Below are 15,986 nucleotides of genomic sequence, written 5' to 3' on the forward strand. Positions count from 1 at the left end.
GGGCCGGGCTCCGTGAGCCCACGCGACTTCTCCGTCGTCATCTGCGTCTACACCGAGGAACGCTGGGGGGACATCCTCGAGGCCGTCACCTCGGTCCGCGCGCAGTCCCTGCCCGCGGAGGAGATCCTGCTGGTGGTGGACCACAATCCGGCGCTGCTGCGTCGGCTGTCCGCGGAGTACGGGGACTGCCCGGGGGTGCGGGTGCTCGCGAACGCGGGCCCCCGCGGCCTGTCGGCAGGCCGCAACACGGGCATCGCCGCCGCCCGCGGCGCGGTCGTCGCCTTCCTCGACGACGACGCGGTGGCCGAACCGGACTGGCTGCGCCACTTCGACAAGGGCTACGACGACCCGCGGGTGATGGCCGTCGGCGGCCGCACCCTGCCGTCGTGGGCATCGGGCCGCAGGCCGGTCTGGTTCCCTGAGGAGTTCGACTGGGTGGTCGGGTGCACCTATCTGGGGCTGCCGTCCGGCACCGTCCGGGTCCGCAACGTCCTCGGCGGCAACGCGTCGTTCCGGCGTACGGCGTTCGACGCGGCGGGCGGCTTCGCCACCGGCATCGGGCGGGACGGCGACAAGCGGCCGCTGGGCGGCGAGGAGACCGAGCTCTGCATCCGGCTGAGCCGGGCACTCCCCCACGCCGTCCTGCTGATCGACGACCGCGCGGTGATCCACCACAAGGTCCCCGGGGTACGCGAGCGTTTCGGCTACTTCCGTACCCGTACGTACGCCGAGGGGCTCTCCAAGGCTCTCGTCGCCCGGAGCGTCGGCATGGACCGGGGCCTCGAGTCCGAGCGCCGCTACACCACCCGGGTACTCCCGGCCGGGGTACTGCGGGGCGTACGGGATTTCGTGCTCGGCCGCCCCGGCGGAGCGGGCCGCGCCGGCGCCGTCGTGACGGGAGTACTGTCCGCTGCGGCCGGCTACGCGGTGGGGAGCGTACGGGTCCGGCGGGACGGCGCGTCCTTCGCCGTACCGGCGATCGAACCGGCGCCGGGCGCGCGTGAGGAGGTGCGGTGAGCGGGGACGGCCTGGTGAGCGAGGAGGGGCAGGCGCGCGAGGAGGGTCCGGTGAGGGGTGCCGTGCCGATCCTGATGTACCACGCCGTCGGCCACCGTCCGGCTGACGGCGCGTACGGCCTCTCCGTGTCACCCGGCGCCTTCCGTACGCAGATGGAGATCCTGGCCCGGCGCGGATTCACCCCGCTCACCACGGCCGCGCTGGGCGAGAGCTGGCGCACGGGGCGGCCCCTGCCGCCCCGGCCGGTGCTGATCACGTTCGACGACGGTTACGAGGGGGTGCACCGGCATGCACTGCCGGAGCTCGCCGGGCACGGGTTCGCGGCCACCGTCTTCGTCACCACCGGCTGGCTGCGCGGGGCGTACGACGAGGGCGGCGCCCTGGACACCATGCTCGACTGGGGCCAGGTGCGCGAACTCGCCGCCGCGGGTGTGGAGATAGGAGGTCACAGCCACACCCACCCGCAGCTGGACCAGCTCGACGACGTGCTTCTGCGGGCCGAGACCATGCGCTGCCGGGAGATCGTCGGTGCCGAACTGGGCGGCCCTCCGGTCTCCTTCGCCTATCCCTACGGTTACTCCACCCGCCGGGTGCGGCAGTCGGTACGGGCGGCGGGCTTCGCGCAGTCCCTCGCCGTGGGCAACGCTCTGGCGCGCCGCCGCCAGGGGCCGTACGCCCTGGAGCGGGTGACCGTCCGCCGGGGCACCACGCCCGCCGAGTTCGCCCGGCTGGTCGAGGGCCGGGCGGTCACCCGGGCGTTCGCGGTGGACCGGGCGCTCACCAAGGGGTTCGCCGTCGTGCGCGGCGCACGACGGGTGCGCCGCGGGTTCGGCGGCTCCGGGCCGGCCGCCGCACCGGGCTGATCCGGTGGCCGGGCGGACCCCGGAGCCCGCCCGGCCTGCGTTCCGTCCCCGCCGCCCGGGGCAGCCGCCGAAACCTGGGTGCGCGGGGTCCCGCCGTGCCGGATCATGAGCGCCATGTCTGCCAACCCCGAGTCCGCCCTGCCGATCCGGCTCAACGTCGACGACAGCGATTCGCCGTCCGACGTCGTGGACGCACTGTTCCTGGGCCGCTTCGCGACGGGCGAGCAGCCTTACTCGCACAGTTCCTCCCTCGACCGGGTCAAGTCGGGGGCGACTCTGCTGCCCCCGGCGGCCACGGTGCTGAGGGAAGCCCGTGACGACGACCGCAGTGCGACCCTCGCCGAGGGCGACGGGTGGACGCTGCTGGTCTCGCGGTGGAACCGGGGGGCCGACGTCACGGTCACCGCCGACACCGCCGAGCTGGCCCGGAAGATCCTGTCCGAGGCGACCGACGGGGCCCAGGACGAGCCGGAGCCGCAGCCCGACAACGTGACCATGGGCTTCTGGTACGTCTCCCCCCGCCGCGGCCCGCACCGCACCACCCGGCAGATCGCCGCCGGCGCCTGGGACGAGGTCCGGCCCAACTACACGGCTCCGGTGGCCGATGCGATGGACCGGCTGATGAAGGTCACTCCCGACGACATCGCCGGCCGGCTGCTCCTGCTGCACGGCCCTCCGGGCACCGGCAAGACCTCGGCGCTTCGCACCCTCGCCCGGTCCTGGCGCGACTGGTGCCAGGTGGACTGCGTGCTGGACCCGGAGAGGCTGTTCAACGATGTCGGCTATCTGATGGACATCGCCATCGGTGAGGACGACGGTTCGGCGAAGGGCCGGTGGCGGCTGCTGCTCCTGGAGGACTGCGACGAGCTGATCCGCGGCGAGGCGAAGCACACGGCGGGTCAGGCGCTGTCCCGGCTGCTCAACCTGACGGACGGCCTGCTGGGCCAGGGACGCAACGTGCTGGTGGGAGTGACGACCAACGAGGACCTGGAGCGGCTGCACCCCGCTGTCGTCAGGCCCGGCCGCTGCCTGGCCCGCATCGAGGTGGGTTCGCTGACCCGTGCGGAGTCGGTGACCTGGCTGGGTTCGGAGGAAGGACTGGGCCGGGAGGGCGCCACGCTCGCCGAGCTGTACGCCCTGCGGCGGGGCAGCGGCCCCGCCTCCGTACCGAAGCAGGACGCGGGGGCGGACGCGGGGCTGTACCTCTGAACCGGTGGGGGCGTGGCACTCCGGGGGCACTTGGTGGACAGACATGGTTCGTGAGCCGACCGATGCGGCCGGAGTGCTGGGCCTGCCCGACCGTGACTACTTCGCGTAGGCCGCCCGTACCGCGTCCTCGGCCAGGGCCAGCGCGTCGGCCCGGGGCAGGCCGAGGCGCCGGGCCTGCTCGGCGTACTCCTGCGCCGCCGTCGCCGCGTGGCGGGCCGCCGCGTCGCCGGCGGCGGCGACGAACGTTCCGTTGCGGCCCCGCGTCTCGATCACCCCGTCGGCCTCCAGCGCGCGGTAGGACTTGGCCACGGTGTTGGCGGCCAGACCCAGTTCACCGGCGAGACCGCGTACGGTCGGGAGCCGGTAACCGACGGGCAGGGCGCCGGATCGGGCCTGTTCGGACAGCTGGGCGCGCAGCTGCTCGTACGGGGCGGTGGCGGAGTCCGGGTCAACGACGATCTTCAGGGTCACCTGTCGATTGTCGCGCACCGCGTGTGCCGTCGACGGTGACGCCGCAGGAAATTCGGAGACATCCCGGCCGTGGCCACGTTAGAGTCCCGCACATGACGGTTCACGTACGTGACTTCCTGCTGGTCGCCGAGGAGGACGGCGAGGTGATCGGCACCGCGCAGGTGGGCATGTCCGTTTCCGAGCACGCGCTCACCACGGTCGTGGTGGTGGACGGGCAGGTCGCGGCGTTCAGCGCGGGGCAGACCGACGGTCTGGCCCGCTACTGGTCGGCCCATGACCGGCACCCTGCGCGCGTTCCGCGGCCGAGGTCTGGCGAAGCTCGCCAAGAGCGTTTCGCTGCACTGGGCGCGGGCCGCCGGATACACGGACGCCTACACCGGAAACGACGCCGGCAACGATCCGATGCTGGCGGTCAACCGTTGGTTCGGCTATGAGATCTGCGCCACGGCGGTGCGTCATGTCCGCGAAATCGGCTGAGACCGGCCCCATGCTGACGGTCGCCCTGGTCAAGGCGGGCAGCACCAAGATCCGTTACCCGGCCGAGCCGGTCGGCGACGACGGGACCCGGATCACCGTCCGGGCCCCGTGGGCGGCCCCGGGGATCCGGGACTTCGGCTTCGTACGCTTCGAACCGGGCGATGTCTTCACCGAGCACTACTGGCGCGACCGGTGGTACGCGGTGAAGGAGGTCCGCTCCGGCGGCGGGCGGCTGAAGGGCTGGTACTGCGACATCACCCGGCCCGCCGTGCTCCGGGGCACCGAACTGCTGGTCGAGGACCTGGACCTCGACCTGTGGGTGTCGGCGGACGGCTCGTCCGTACTGCGCCTGGACGAGGACGAGTTCGCGGAGAGCGGGCTCGCCGGCCGCGACCCCTCGGCTGCGGACGCGGCCGTCCGAGCCCTGGACGAGCTGGAACACCGCGCCCGCACCGAGGGGTTGGCGAGACTGATCGGGTGAGAGGGCCCGTCACGCGGCTCGCGTCGTGTCCAGGATGCGGGTCATCACCACGTGGGTCGGCTCACCGCCGAGGAGTCGGCCGAGTTCCTCCACGCCGTGCTGTCTCTGCGGCGGGGTGAGCGAGACGTAGTGCTCGATGCGTTCGTTGAACGTCCGCCGGTACCTCCCGTAGAGCTCGTCGTCCTTCCGGACACGACCCGCCAGCTCGACGAGGGCCGCCGTCCCGGCGAAGTCGTCCTCCGGCAGCGGGTGGCGCGGTACCACGTCCGTGAACCGGCCCCCGCTCCGCCCGAACCATGTGCCGTCCAGGGCGCGCATGGTGAACACATGGGCGTAGTGCTGCTCGTGGATGGCCAGGGGCAGCCGCCCGAGGGCGATCGCTTCGTGGAGCGCCGTGAGCCCGGGGGCCATCAGATAGTCCGGGGTGCTCGCCGCCACCTGAAGCAGCTCACGCTGGCGCAGGAGACGGCAGTCGGCCGTACCGCCTGCGGCCGAGACCGTCCGTTCCCGGCCCTCGCCGAACGGCCCGCCGCAGACGAGGACGCGACGGAACCGGGGCCAGTCGCGCAGCAGATCCGGAAGCCACCGGTGCAGCAGGCGCATGTAGTCGTCGTTGACATCGAAGTCCAGGAGGAAGTTCTTGAACCCGCCGACGTTGATGAGCAGATCGTGTTCCGGTTCGGCGGCTCGTACGACGTTCCGCAGCCCTTCGACATCGACGATGGAGCCGGTCCGGTGCATCCGGGGTCCGGCGCCCAGAGTGGCGAACTCCGTCGCGCGCTCGGTGACGCCAGGGAAGTTCTGAACGACGCTGTGTGTGGCCAGCAGGTGGGCCGCGACGACCCGCTCGTGCGGCGAAAGGCCCGTCAGGTGCTCCTCGGCGGCAGCGAGGCCGGCGCGCGGCATGGTCACGCAGCGTTCGTGGATACCGGCCAACGGCTGTGTGAGCTGCCAGAAACTGAAGAGGCTGTCCACCATGGTCACGGGCCGCCGGGCCACGACGGACCGGATCACCAACTCGGCGTCCATGACGGAGATCACGTGATCACAGCCCCGCAGCAAGCCGTCGGTCATCTCCGCCCCGGCCTGCTCGGTCATCCCGCCGGTGTCGTGGACGGCGTCGAAGGCATCGGGGTTACGCCGGGCGAACACAGCGGCGACGCCGTCGCCGACGAACACCCGCTCGTGCCCGTGGAGCGGCCGGGAGAGCGCGACGAGCTCGGAGACAGGGCCGAAACCACAGTTCTGGGCCCCCATCACGATCCGCATGTCACTGCCCTCGGCCGGTCGTCTCCCGCGGGCGGCCCACCGCGCCGGGTGCGGTGGCGAGGGTCTCGGCGAGCCGCTCCGCGAAGTCGGCGGGATATCTCGCGTAGCCGACGTGCCCGCCGGGGAACAGTTCCACCGTGCCGCCGAGCCGCTCGGCGAGGAAGAGCACCGGGCGGTGCACGAGATCCCCTCGCGAGGCATGACCACCGGCCCACACCACCTTGTCCGCGACCTCCCCGAGCGCGGTGAGGTCCGGTACGAAGCGTGTGAACGGCAGGACGAAGTGGCTGAGGAAGAAGTCGGTGTTGTTGTGCTCCTCGGGGAGGGCAGGAGCGGGCCGGCCGCCGTGGAGGGCCTGCAGCTTGACGAGGGCCGGCGCCATTCCCTCATTGCGATAGGTCCGGCAGATGTCGTCGAGGAGCGCCATGTGGTGTCCGGCGTCAGGAAGGATGCTGAGAACGGGTGGTTCGTGGGCGACGGCCAGCCGGATCCTGTCCGGGTGCCGGATCGTGAGTTCCAGCGCGATGAGCCCGCCCGAGCAGCTCCCGAAAACGTACACGGGCTCGTCCGGGCCGACGATGTGGTGGATCAGGCGGTACGCGTCGTCGGCGTGCTCCTCGACCCTCTGGTCCACCGGGGGCCCGTCGAGCACGCTGCGTGAATTTCCGCGGGGATCGTAGGTGACGACACGGTGGCCGGCTGCCAGGACCGCGGCCAGGCGCTTGAACACGGCCGCGTCGGAGTTCCCTCCTCCGATGAGCAGCAGGAGAGGCCCGTCGCCCCGTACTTCGAAATAGATCTTCGCGCCCGGTACCGCGAACGTTCCGCTGTCCAAGGGGTTCATCACACTCCAGTGCCGAAACCGGTGTGACTCCAAAGCGTCACACAGAAGTGACGGACGGTGCAGGGCGTGCAAGGTCCGGCGCCGCCCACTTCGAACGCCTCCCTGGTCATGTGTGCTTCCCACTGCTTCCGCGCGCCGGTCTCCCGCCGCGACGCACCGGGCATACCGTCCGAATGACGGGCATCGAAGAAGTACGCAGAATCCTCCGTGACCTGGGAATCGGTGAGGAGCTGCTGCACGACGGCGCGCGGTTGCGCGCACACCTCGCGCTCGACTCCGTCGATCTCACGCAGATCCAGGTGGAGTTGGCCGACCGGTTCGCCACCCGCATCGATCTCTGGACCGAGCACGACTACACCGTGCGACAACTCGCGGACGTCCTCGAGGAGCGCGAACCCGACGCCGGCGCCGACGCTTGCACGGAGTACCGGGACCGCGGCTGGTGGCGCCCGGAGTTCCTGGACGACCTCGTGCTGGGGACCCGCCTGCACGCGGGTCACCGTGCGGCGCTGGCCGGCGCCGACCGCACCTTCACCAGGGCCGAGCTCGACGTGGCGGTGTCGGGCTGCGCGGCCCGGCTGGCACACTCCGGCATCCGGACCGGCGAGACCGTACTCGTACAGCTGCCGAACCAGGTCCAGTTCGTCGTACTCGTACTCGCTCTGATCAGACTCGGTGTGCGCCCCGTTCTCGCCCTTCCCGCGCTGCGCGAACACGAACTGGGGCCTGTTGTCGCGGCGTTGGAACCAGCGGCGCTCGCCGTCCCGGCCCGGCACCAGCGTTTCGACCACCTGCGGCTCGCCGAGCGGCTCCGTGAGCGGCATCCGTCCGTACGTACCCTCCTGGTCTCGGGTCTCGCGGGCCCGGCCGGACACCGGGCAGTCGTCGGTCCGGCCGAGGGACACGTGGACATCGACCGTCTCGTCGAGGCCGGTGGCCCGTCCCCCGCGCCCGCGGGCCGGAGCCCGTCGGACACCGCCCTCTTCCTGCTGTCGAGCGGGACCACGGGCGCGCCCAAACCCATCGCCCGCACGCATGAGGCCCTCGGGCACGTGATCCGCGCAGCGGCGGTGGTCTCGGGACTGACGCCGGAATCGGTGTTCCTCGCGGTCCTGCCCGTGACGCACGGTTTCGCCTTCTCCGCTCCGGGGATGCTCGGCACCCTCGCCCGTGGCGGAAAGGTCGTACTCGGCGCACCGGACGACGCGGCTGCGGCCCTGTCGCTGATCGAGCGGGAACGCGTCACCCACTGCGCGCTCACTCCCGCGCTCGCCCGGCAGTGGCTCACCGCCCGTGCCGCCCACCGCGGCCTCGACCTGTCGAGCCTGCGGGTCCTGCAGGTCGGCGGGGCATGCCTGGACGCGTCAACGGCCGCCCGGTTGGCCGACGTCTTCGACTGCCGGATCCAGCAGGTGTACGGCATGAGTGAGGGCCAGCTGAACTTCACCCGGCTCGATGATCCGCCCGAGGTCTCGTTCACCACGCAGGGGCGGCCGTCCTCGCCGGGTGACGAGACCCTCGTGGTCGACGAGGAGGGCCGGCGTGTCGCCGAGGGGGACATCGGCGAACTACTGGTCAGGGGACCGGGAGTCATCACGCGGTACCACGGCGACGCGTCGGCGGCGTCGTTCACCCCCGACGGCTTCTACCGCACCGGCGACCTCGTCCGCCGCCACCCGTCCGGGAACTTCGTGGTCGCCGGGCGTCTGAAGGACGTGATCAACCGTGGAGGGGAGAAGATCCCGGCGGCTGAAATGGAGGCACTGGTCCTGACGCACCCGGGTGTACGGGCCGCCGCTGCCGTCGCGATGCCGCATCGTGTACTGGGCGAAGCCGTCTGCCTGTATGTCGTGGGTACCGGCGGGGGAGCGCCGCCGCTGCGGGAGATCCGCAGCCATCTGGAGGAGGCCGGACTCGCCCGGTTCAAGCTGCCGGAACGTCTCGTCGAGGTCCCGGCGCTCCCCCTGACCGCGGTCGGCAAGACGGACAAGGTACGGCTGCGCGAGGACATCACCGCCCGGCTGGAGGCGGAAGGCTGACGCCCCCGGCTCCAGGCGCGGCGGCCGCCGGGGCGCCGCGCGCGGGAGTGCGTCCGCCCGGGCTCACGGAGCGACCAGTTCCACCTCGAACCCGGCGGTGTTCTCCAGGTACGCCGCGTAATGCCCGCTGCCGCCGGCGTACGGATGGCGGTCCGGGAAGAGCAGCCGCCATCCTCGGCCCGGAGCGCGTGCCACCAGCGCGTCGAGCGTGGCGCGGTCTCCGACGTGGAACGCCAGGTGGTTGAGGCCGGGACGCAGCCGGTCGTGTGTGCGCTCCGCCAGGTCCGGTGACTGTTCGACCACCACATAGGTGTCGCCGCGCCGCCAGCTACGGCCGTGCACCCAGCGCTGGTACGGGACATGGCCCAGCTCGCCGAGCAGCCAGCCCCACTCCGCCTCGGCCTCGGCCAGGTCGGGCGCCCACAGCTCGATGTGGTGCAGCCGGCCGGTGGGGATCGCCGCCACCGGCAGCGGGACGGCACGCCGGACCGCCCGCGGTGCGTGGGCGACGGTGTCGCCGTCCTCGTGCCAGTGGATCAGGAAGCGCTGCCCGGCGCGGTATCCGTCGAGGCCCGCACGGCAGTAGGCCACCATGTCGTCCGGCAGCGCGTCCAGGGGGAACCACTCCAGCTCGGAGCACTTGTCCGGCTCCGCGTTGCGGGGCGGGCGCTCCGGGTCGTGGTCCGCCTCGAAGAACCAGCCCATCCTGGGGTTGCCGCCCGGCCCCCTGTGCTGCATGACCAAGGCCACCCGGAGCTCGTCCGGATCCAGCTCGACGCCGATCTCCTCGGCCGTCTCCCGGATCAGCGCCGCCCGGACGTCCTCGCCGTCCTCCGCGTGACCGGAGGGGGCGTGGAGCAGCCCGTCCGCGTACCCCGTGCCGGCCCGCCGGGCGAGCAGCACCTCCGGGCCCCTGCGCAGGATCAGGTGGACGTCGACGACCTCGGTGTGCCGGTGCGGCGGCTCGGCGCGGGCCACCAGGGCGTACCGCTCGTCGTCGACCTCCTTGCCCCAGAGCCGGGAGTCCCCGGAGAGCGGCTCGTGGTGGACGCGCTCGGTGTGCTCGGTGAGGTGCTCGGTGAGATCGGCCGCGGAGAGCCCGCTGCCGTTCCACACGCCTTCGATGAGCACCAGCCGGCCGCCCGGCCGCAGCAGTGAGAACCAGTGCCGCAGGGCGGCCGCGGGGTCGGGCAGCAGCCACACGATGTCCCGGGCGAGAATGACGTCGAACCGCTGCTTGCCGACCGGGGGGTGAGCCGCGTCGCCGATGAGCACCTCGGTGCCGGTGCCGGCCAGCTTGGCCCGTGCCTGCTCCACCATGCGCGGCGACCGGTCGACAGCGGTGACGCGGTGCCCCTGACAGGCGACCAGCAGAGACAGACTGCCCGTACCGCATCCCAGGTCGAGGACCTCGGAGCGGGAGGTGGGCAGCCAGGTCTCCATCCGCCGCGCCCAGGCGCTGCGGACCACCGGATCGTGGAGCCCGTGGTCGGGTTCCTCGTCGAAGGAGTCGGCGGCGGCATCCCAGTCGGTCGTGGTCATGTCCGCAATTCTGTCAGCCGCCACCGGCGTTCCCTCACCCTCGATCTCGTCCCAGCACCTTCCTCACCAGTGGCCACGCCAGGATCAGCGCGACGATGACGTAGACGGTCACGGAGAACGGGGTGTCGACCAGTCCCGTCACGCTGCCGTCGCTGATCTGGAGGGCGCGCCGCAGCTGTTGTTCGGCGGACGGGCCGAGGATGACCGCGATGATCGCGGGCAGCACCGGCAGTCCGTACCGCCGCATCCCGAAGCCGATCAGCCCGATCACCAGCAGGATCACCAGGTCGACTGCCTCCCCGCCGACCGCGTACGCCCCGATGGCGGCGAAGAACAGGATGCCCGCGTAGAGGTAGGGGCGCGGGATCCGCAGCAGCTTCGCCCAGAGCGGCGCGAGGGGCAGGTTCAGGGCGAGCAGCAGCACCATGCCGACGAAGAGCGAGGCGATCAGGCCCCAGACCAGATCGGGTTCACGCTCGAACAGGAGCGGGCCGGGCTGGATGCCGTACTGCTGGAAGGCGGCCAGCATGACGGCGGCGACGGCCGTGGTGGGCAGGCCGAGCGTGAGCATGGAGACCAGGGTTCCGGCGGCGGAGGCGGACGCCGCCGACTCCGGCCCGGCGACACCCTCGATGGCACCCTTGCCGAACTCGTCACGGTGCTTGGAGAGCCGCTTCTCGGTGACGTACGAGAGGAAGGTGGGGATCTCCGCGCCGCCCGCCGGGATCGCGCCGAACGGGAAGCCGATGAGGGGGCCGCGCAGCCAGGACTTCCAGGTGCGCCGGACGTCGGACTTCGCGAGCCAGGGGCGGCCGACGGGGATCGGCTTGCCGGTGGAGCGGCGCAGGTGTGCGGCGACCCAGAGGGCCTCCCCTATGGCGAAGAGCCCGACCGCGACGATCACCACGTCGATGCCGTCGGCCAGTTGGAGCGAGCCGAAGGTGAGGCGCTGCTGGCCCGTCATCTGGTCGAGGCCGACGAGGCCGATGGTGAGGCCGATGAGGAGCGAGGCGAGGCCGCGGATCCGTGAGGAGCCGAGGACGGAGGTGACGGCGATGAAGGCCAGCACCATGATGGCGAAGTAGTCGGGGGCGCCGATGTCGACGGCGAGGGAGGCGACGGTCGGGGCGAGGACGACCAGCAGGATCGTGCCGATCATGCCGCCGGCGAAGTGACCGATGGCGGCGGCGGCGAGCGCCTGTGCGCCGCGGCCGGCCTTCGCCATCGGGTTGCCCTCGATCGCGGCGACGACTGCCGCACTCTCCCCCGGGGTGTTGAGGAGGATCGAGGTCGTGGAGCCGCCGAACATGGCGCCGTAGTAGATCCCGGCGAACATGATGAAGGCGCCGGTCGGTTCGAGCCCGTACGTCACCGGCAGCAGCAGCGCCACGGCCATGGCGGGGCCGATGCCGGGGAGCACCCCGATCGCCGTGCCGAGCAGGACGCCGAGTGCGGCCCAGAGCAGGTTGACCGGCGTGAGCGCCGTGCCGAAGCCGTCGATGAGGGAGTTGAGGGAATCCATCGGTCAGAGCACCCCCATCAGCGGGCCGCCCGGGAGGGGCACCCCGAGCAGGTTGTCGAAGACGAAGTAGGTCACCAGGGAGAGCCCGGCCGCGATGAGCGGATCGCGGTCGAGGTGGCGGCTGCCCAGCGCGTACGCGGAGCCCCAGAAGAGGAGGGCGCCGGAGATGGGGAAGCCGAGCGGGCCGATCAGGACGGCGAAGGCGAGGAAGACCCCGGTGAGCAGCGCGACGGTGCGCCAGTCGGCGGGTTCGTCGAGATCGACGTCCTCGCCGCCCTCCGCCTCGCCGCGACCGCCGCGCAGGACGTCGACGGCCAGCAGTACGGCGACGGCCAGCAGCCCTGTGCCGACGGCGACCGGAACGGTCTTGGGGCCGACGGGTCCGCGCTGGGTGATGTCCACGTTCATCGTGAACGCGTCGGTCAGGACGAGGACGCCCAGCACGAGCAGCAGGACGCTGACGCCGAGTTCGGAGTGCTCGCGCAGCCAGGAGCGTGCGCCGGCGGGCCGGGAAGGTGTGGTCTCGTCCGTCACAGTCCCAGCTCCTTGAGGACGGTGGCGACACGCCGGTCCTGAGCGTCCAGGAAGTCGCCGAAGGCGTCGCCGGTGAGGAAGGCGTCGTCCCAGCCGTTCTTCTTCATGGAGTCCCGCCACTGCTTCGAGTCGTGCAGTTCGCTCACCAGCCCGATGAGCTTGTCGCGTTCGGCGTCGGAGAGTCCGGGCGGGGCGACGATGCCGCGCCAGTTGGTGAAGTCGGTGTCGAGCCCGGCCTCACGGAGCGTGGGCGCGTCGAGACCGGGAACCCGCTTCGGCCCGGTGACGGCGAGGAGCCGCAGCTCACCGGCCTCGATCTGGTCGAGGTACTCACCGACGCCGGAGACGCCGAAGCCGACCTTGTTGCCGAGGATCGAGGCGAGCAGTTCGCCGCCGCCGTCGAAGGGGATGTAGTTGACCTGCTCGGGGGCTATCCCGGCGGCCTTCGCCATCAGCATCGGCGCCAGGTGGTCGGGCCCGCCGGGCGAGGAACCGCCGCCGACCGGGATCTTCCCCGGGTCCTTCTTCCAGGCGGTGAGCAGCTGGTCGATCGTCGTGTACGGGGAGTCCTTGGCGACGACGACGATGTCCTGCTCCTCGGTGAGCCGGGCGATCGGGGTGGTGTCGGCCAGGGTCGTGGCCGACTTGTTGGTGTGGACGGCGCCCACGACACCGAGGCCCATGGACATGGCGAGCTTGCCGTTGCCGTGCTCGGCGGCCAGCCGGGTCACGCCGACGGTGCCGCCCGCACCGGGCAGGTTGAACACCTCGATGCCGTGGGTGAGTCCGGCGTCCTCGGCGTTCTTCGCCGCGGTGCGCGCCGTGATGTCGTAACCGCCGCCGGGTGTGTTGGGAACCATGAAGCGCAGTCCGGGGATCTGCGTGCCGGTGTCGGAGCCGCTGCCGGTGGAGAGCAGCGGCGGCCCGACGACCACCAGCAGCGCGGCCCCGAACAGGGCGAGTGGAGTGCGCAGTCGCACCGGAAGCCGCCTTTCAAGCCATTCTTCGTACGTGTGAGGTGGCCCACATGTTGCCTGCGCGTTAACGAGCTGTCGCCGTTCCGGAATCAAAGGACGTTGTGGTCGTTGTGGTCGCCGCCCTACCGTGTCGGCGTGACGAACGTGCTGGTGGTGGACGACGACTTCATGGTCGCGAAGCTTCACAGCCGCTACGTGTCCGCTATCGACGGTTTTACGGTCGTCGGCGAGGCCCACACGGGCGCCGAGGCCCTGCGCGCGGCCCGCCGGCTCCGTCCCGACCTGGTCCTGCTCGACATCTTCCTTCCCGACATGGACGGGATCCAGGTGCTGCGGGAGCTGCGTGCGGCGGAGGAACGGGACGGGGGCACCCACAGCACGGACGCTCTCTTCATCACGGCGGCGCGCGACGCCGGGGTGGTCAGGGCGGCTCTGCGGGCGGGCGCCCTGCACTACCTGATCAAGCCGTTCCACCGCTCGGCCCTTCAGGAGCAGCTGCAGCACGTGGCCTCGCTGCGCAACCGTCTGGACGCACTGCACGAGGCTCGTCAGGAAGCCCGCCAGGAGGACGTGGACCGCATCTTCGGCACCCGGCCCCCGGGCTCCCGTGAGCTCCCCAAGGGCCTGGCGGCCCATACCGCGGACCTGGTCGAACGTGTCCTGCGCGAACACCCGGCCGGGCTGTCGGCCTCCGAATGCGCGGAGGCGGGCACCCTGTCCCGGGTCAGCGCGCGCCGCTACCTCGAGTACTTCGCGGAGACGGGACGGGCCGAGGTATCCCTGCGGTACGGCGGGACGGGCCGCCCGGAGCGCCGCTACCGCGCGGTGTCCTGAGACCGCCCGCGTATAGCTGCCCTGTTCACGTATCGCTTGGTCCCCGGCCATACGTTGCGTGTGAGCATGACATCAATTCCCGGCAGCGTGTCCGAGGTTGGCGCAGATCAACCGAGGAGGACGAACCGTGGTCGCGTATTCCGTGTCCCGCAGGCAGATGTTCGGATTCGGCGGGGCGGCAGCCGCCGCACTGATGCTCGGGACGGGGGCGTGGGAGGCTCAGTCCGCGTTCGCCGTGCCCACCCTGAAGGGTGACCCGTTCACCCTGGGTGTCGCCTCGGGCGACCCGACGTCGGACGGCGTCGTGCTCTGGACGCGCCTGGCTCCCGACCCCTTCGCCCAGGACGGCCTCGGCGGTATGCCGGCCAAGCCCGTCCGGGTCCACTACGAGGTGGCGCTCGACGAGCGCTTCCGCCGGGTCGTGCGCCGCGGCAGCGTCGTCGCGACTCCCGAACTGGCGCACTCCGTCCATCCCGAGGTGCACGGGCTCGCCCCCGACCGCACCTACTGGTTCCGCTTCAAGGCCGGCTCGGCGATCTCCCCCGTGGGACGTACGCGCACCACCCCGGCCCCCTCGGACTCCCCGCGCGAGCTGAAGTTCGCCTTCGCCTCCTGCCAGGCCTGGCAGGACGGCTACTTCACGGCGTACCACCACATGGCGCAGGAGGACCTGGATCTGGTGGTGCACCTCGGCGACTACCTCTACGAGTCCGGCGTCAAGACGAACAAGCGCGGTGTGACGACTGATCCGAAGTTCCACACGGAGACCATCGGCCTGGCCCGCTACCGCCTCCAGTACGGCCTCTACAAGTCGGAGGCACCGCTGCGCGAGGCGCACGCCAACTTCCCGTGGATCATGACGTTCGACGACCACGAGGTGGAGAACAACTGGGCGGACGAGACCTCCGAGAACAACGAGAACCCGGAAACCTTCCTGCAGCGCCGGGCCTCCGCCTTCCAGGCCCTGTACGAGCACGCGCCACTGCGCCGCACCCAGCTGCCGAACGGCCCCGACGTACAGATGTACCGCAGGCTCTCCTACGGCCGGCTCGCCGACTTCACCATGCTCGACACCCGCCAGTACCGCGACGACCAGCCGTGCGGCGACGGCACCTCGGCCGACTGCGAGGACCGTTTCGACACGGACCGCTCCCTGCTCGGATCCCGGCAGCGGGACTGGGTCCTCAAGGGCTTCAGCCGCTCGCACGCACGCTGGCAGGTCCTCGGCAACCAGGCACCGATGGGCCAGACCGACCAGGACCCGGGGCCTGGCACGACGGTCTGGACGGACCCCTGGGACGGCTACGTCGCCGAGCGCAACCGCCTGCTCGCCGAGGCCGGCACCCGGGGGGTGCGCAACCTGGTCGTCATCACGGGTGACCGCCACCAGAACTACGCCTGGGACCTCAAGCGCGACTACACCGACCCGGAATCGGCGACCGTCGGCTCCGAGTTCGTGGGCACCTCGATCACCAGCGGCGGCGACGGGGCGGACATGACGGCGCAGGGCGAGACGTTCCTCGCGGCGAACCCGCACATGAAGTTCTTCAACAGCCAGCGCGGCTACGTCCGCGTCACGGTGGACCGCGAGCGGTGGACGAGCGACTTCCGTGTCCTGCCCTTCGTGTCGAAGCCGGACGCGACGATCAGCACACGCGCGAGCGTGGTCGTGGAGGACGGCACGCCCGGCGTCCAGGTCTGACAGGTGCGGTCGGTGGGCGGTTACGGACAGAAATTCGGTCGGCGGGCCCGGATTCCCTGTCCGTGACGTCCGACCGGCTCATTTCCTGAGCGCTCCCCTAACCATCCCTTAAGCGCGCCATAACGATCGCCACCTGCGCCTTCTCACGCCCGGATCCGTGCCCGGCGACGGCTAGCTTGCTGATCACCAGACCTGGTCAACAGCT

General features: G+C 71.4%; 14 protein-coding genes and 1 pseudogene. 8 read left to right on the plus strand and 7 right to left on the minus strand.

Translation table 11 applies throughout. From position 1 onward, the window contains the following. Positions 1-12: 12 nt before the first annotated feature. The 3 genes from ACWD04_RS21900 to ACWD04_RS21910 all read left to right on the plus strand — a co-directional run bounded on the left by ACWD04_RS21900 (position 13) and on the right by ACWD04_RS21910 (position 3,089). Complete coding sequence (locus ACWD04_RS21900; RefSeq protein WP_451134356.1) at positions 13-1,017, plus strand: glycosyltransferase family 2 protein; 1,005 nt, start codon at positions 13-15, stop codon at positions 1,015-1,017. A 74-nt stretch (positions 1,018-1,091) separates the two neighbouring features. After that, a complete protein-coding gene (locus ACWD04_RS21905; protein ID WP_451134505.1) occupies positions 1,092-1,880 on the plus strand; it encodes a polysaccharide deacetylase family protein in 789 nt (262 codons plus the stop codon). Positions 1,881-1,994: 114 nt separating this feature from the next. Continuing rightward, complete coding sequence (locus tag ACWD04_RS21910) at positions 1,995-3,089, plus strand: DUF5925 domain-containing protein (protein ID WP_451134357.1); 1,095 nt, start codon at positions 1,995-1,997, stop codon at positions 3,087-3,089. Between the two features lie 96 nt (positions 3,090-3,185). Here ACWD04_RS21910 and ACWD04_RS21915 read toward each other — a convergent pair whose 3' ends face one another. Further along, positions 3,186-3,560, minus strand: coding sequence for a GntR family transcriptional regulator (locus ACWD04_RS21915; protein WP_451134358.1), 375 nt, complete (start codon positions 3,558-3,560; stop codon positions 3,186-3,188). 179 nt (positions 3,561-3,739) lie between these two features. Here ACWD04_RS21915 and ACWD04_RS21920 point away from each other — a divergent pair. Next, positions 3,740-4,037, plus strand: a pseudogene (locus tag ACWD04_RS21920) (GNAT family N-acetyltransferase); the annotation flags it as partial. Then, entirely contained in the window at positions 4,018-4,518 is a 501-nt protein-coding gene (locus tag ACWD04_RS21925) for a DUF402 domain-containing protein (protein WP_451134359.1), read from the plus strand. The pseudogene ACWD04_RS21920 and the gene ACWD04_RS21925, both read left to right, overlap by 20 nt. A 9-nt stretch (positions 4,519-4,527) precedes the next feature. Here the strand turns inward: ACWD04_RS21925 and ACWD04_RS21930 are convergent, their stop codons facing one another. Both ACWD04_RS21930 and ACWD04_RS21935 read right to left on the minus strand, forming a co-directional pair. After that, positions 4,528-5,787, minus strand: a complete 1,260-nt coding sequence (locus tag ACWD04_RS21930; protein ID WP_451134360.1) for a hypothetical protein — start codon at positions 5,785-5,787, stop codon at positions 4,528-4,530. Position 5,788: 1 nt separating this feature from the next. Then, positions 5,789-6,631, minus strand: a complete 843-nt coding sequence (locus tag ACWD04_RS21935) for an alpha/beta fold hydrolase (protein WP_451134361.1) — start codon at positions 6,629-6,631, stop codon at positions 5,789-5,791. 173 nt (positions 6,632-6,804) lie between these two features. Here ACWD04_RS21935 and ACWD04_RS21940 point away from each other — a divergent pair, with 173 nt between their 5' ends. Further along, entirely contained in the window at positions 6,805-8,670 is a 1,866-nt protein-coding gene (locus ACWD04_RS21940; protein ID WP_451134362.1) for an AMP-binding protein, read from the plus strand. A gap of 63 nt (positions 8,671-8,733) precedes the next feature. On the opposite strand, the gene ACWD04_RS21945 is transcribed toward ACWD04_RS21940, so the two are convergent. From ACWD04_RS21945 to ACWD04_RS21960, 4 genes are read right to left on the minus strand one after another with little or no spacing between them, the layout of a single operon-like run. Further along, entirely contained in the window at positions 8,734-10,212 is a 1,479-nt protein-coding gene (locus ACWD04_RS21945; protein WP_451134363.1) for a methyltransferase domain-containing protein, read from the minus strand. A gap of 34 nt (positions 10,213-10,246) precedes the next feature. Next, positions 10,247-11,734, minus strand: coding sequence for a tripartite tricarboxylate transporter permease (locus tag ACWD04_RS21950; protein WP_451134365.1), 1,488 nt, complete (start codon positions 11,732-11,734; stop codon positions 10,247-10,249). Positions 11,735-11,737: 3 nt separating this feature from the next. Beyond that, entirely contained in the window at positions 11,738-12,268 is a 531-nt protein-coding gene (locus ACWD04_RS21955; protein ID WP_451134367.1) for a tripartite tricarboxylate transporter TctB family protein, read from the minus strand. Next, positions 12,265-13,248, minus strand: coding sequence for a Bug family tripartite tricarboxylate transporter substrate binding protein (locus ACWD04_RS21960; RefSeq protein ID WP_451134369.1), 984 nt, complete (start codon positions 13,246-13,248; stop codon positions 12,265-12,267). Before ACWD04_RS21960 ends, ACWD04_RS21955 begins: the two co-directional genes overlap by 4 nt. Before the next feature lie 132 nt (positions 13,249-13,380). On the opposite strand from ACWD04_RS21960, the gene ACWD04_RS21965 reads away from it, so the two are divergent. After that, a complete protein-coding gene (locus ACWD04_RS21965) occupies positions 13,381-14,079 on the plus strand; it encodes a response regulator (RefSeq protein ID WP_451134371.1) in 699 nt (232 codons plus the stop codon). 127 nt (positions 14,080-14,206) lie between these two features. Then, the gene (locus ACWD04_RS21970; RefSeq protein ID WP_451134373.1) at positions 14,207-15,781 is read left to right on the plus strand and encodes an alkaline phosphatase D family protein; all 1,575 of its coding nucleotides are present in this window, start codon (positions 14,207-14,209) and stop codon (positions 15,779-15,781) included. Positions 15,782-15,986: the final 205 nt, after the last annotated feature.

This window comes from Streptomyces sp. NPDC002911 (assembly GCF_053591835.1).

What these genes read in the sequence shown, in the direction of transcription:
- ACWD04_RS21905 (WP_451134505.1), top strand. Translation starts at nt 1,092, where the DNA reads ATGTACCACGCCGTCGGCCACCGTCCGGCTGACGGCGCGTACGGCCTC.
- ACWD04_RS21910 (WP_451134357.1), top strand. Translation starts at nt 1,995, where the DNA reads ATGTCTGCCAACCCCGAGTCCGCCCTGCCGATCCGGCTCAACGTCGAC.
- ACWD04_RS21925 (WP_451134359.1), top strand. Translation starts at nt 4,018, where the DNA reads ATGTCCGCGAAATCGGCTGAGACCGGCCCCATGCTGACGGTCGCCCTG.
- ACWD04_RS21930 (WP_451134360.1), bottom strand. Translation starts at nt 5,787, where the DNA reads ATGCGGATCGTGATGGGGGCCCAGAACTGTGGTTTCGGCCCTGTCTCC.
- ACWD04_RS21935 (WP_451134361.1), bottom strand. Translation starts at nt 6,631, where the DNA reads ATGAACCCCTTGGACAGCGGAACGTTCGCGGTACCGGGCGCGAAGATC.
- ACWD04_RS21940 (WP_451134362.1), top strand. Translation starts at nt 6,805, where the DNA reads ATGACGGGCATCGAAGAAGTACGCAGAATCCTCCGTGACCTGGGAATC.
- ACWD04_RS21945 (WP_451134363.1), bottom strand. Translation starts at nt 10,212, where the DNA reads ATGACCACGACCGACTGGGATGCCGCCGCCGACTCCTTCGACGAGGAA.
- ACWD04_RS21950 (WP_451134365.1), bottom strand. Translation starts at nt 11,734, where the DNA reads ATGGATTCCCTCAACTCCCTCATCGACGGCTTCGGCACGGCGCTCACG.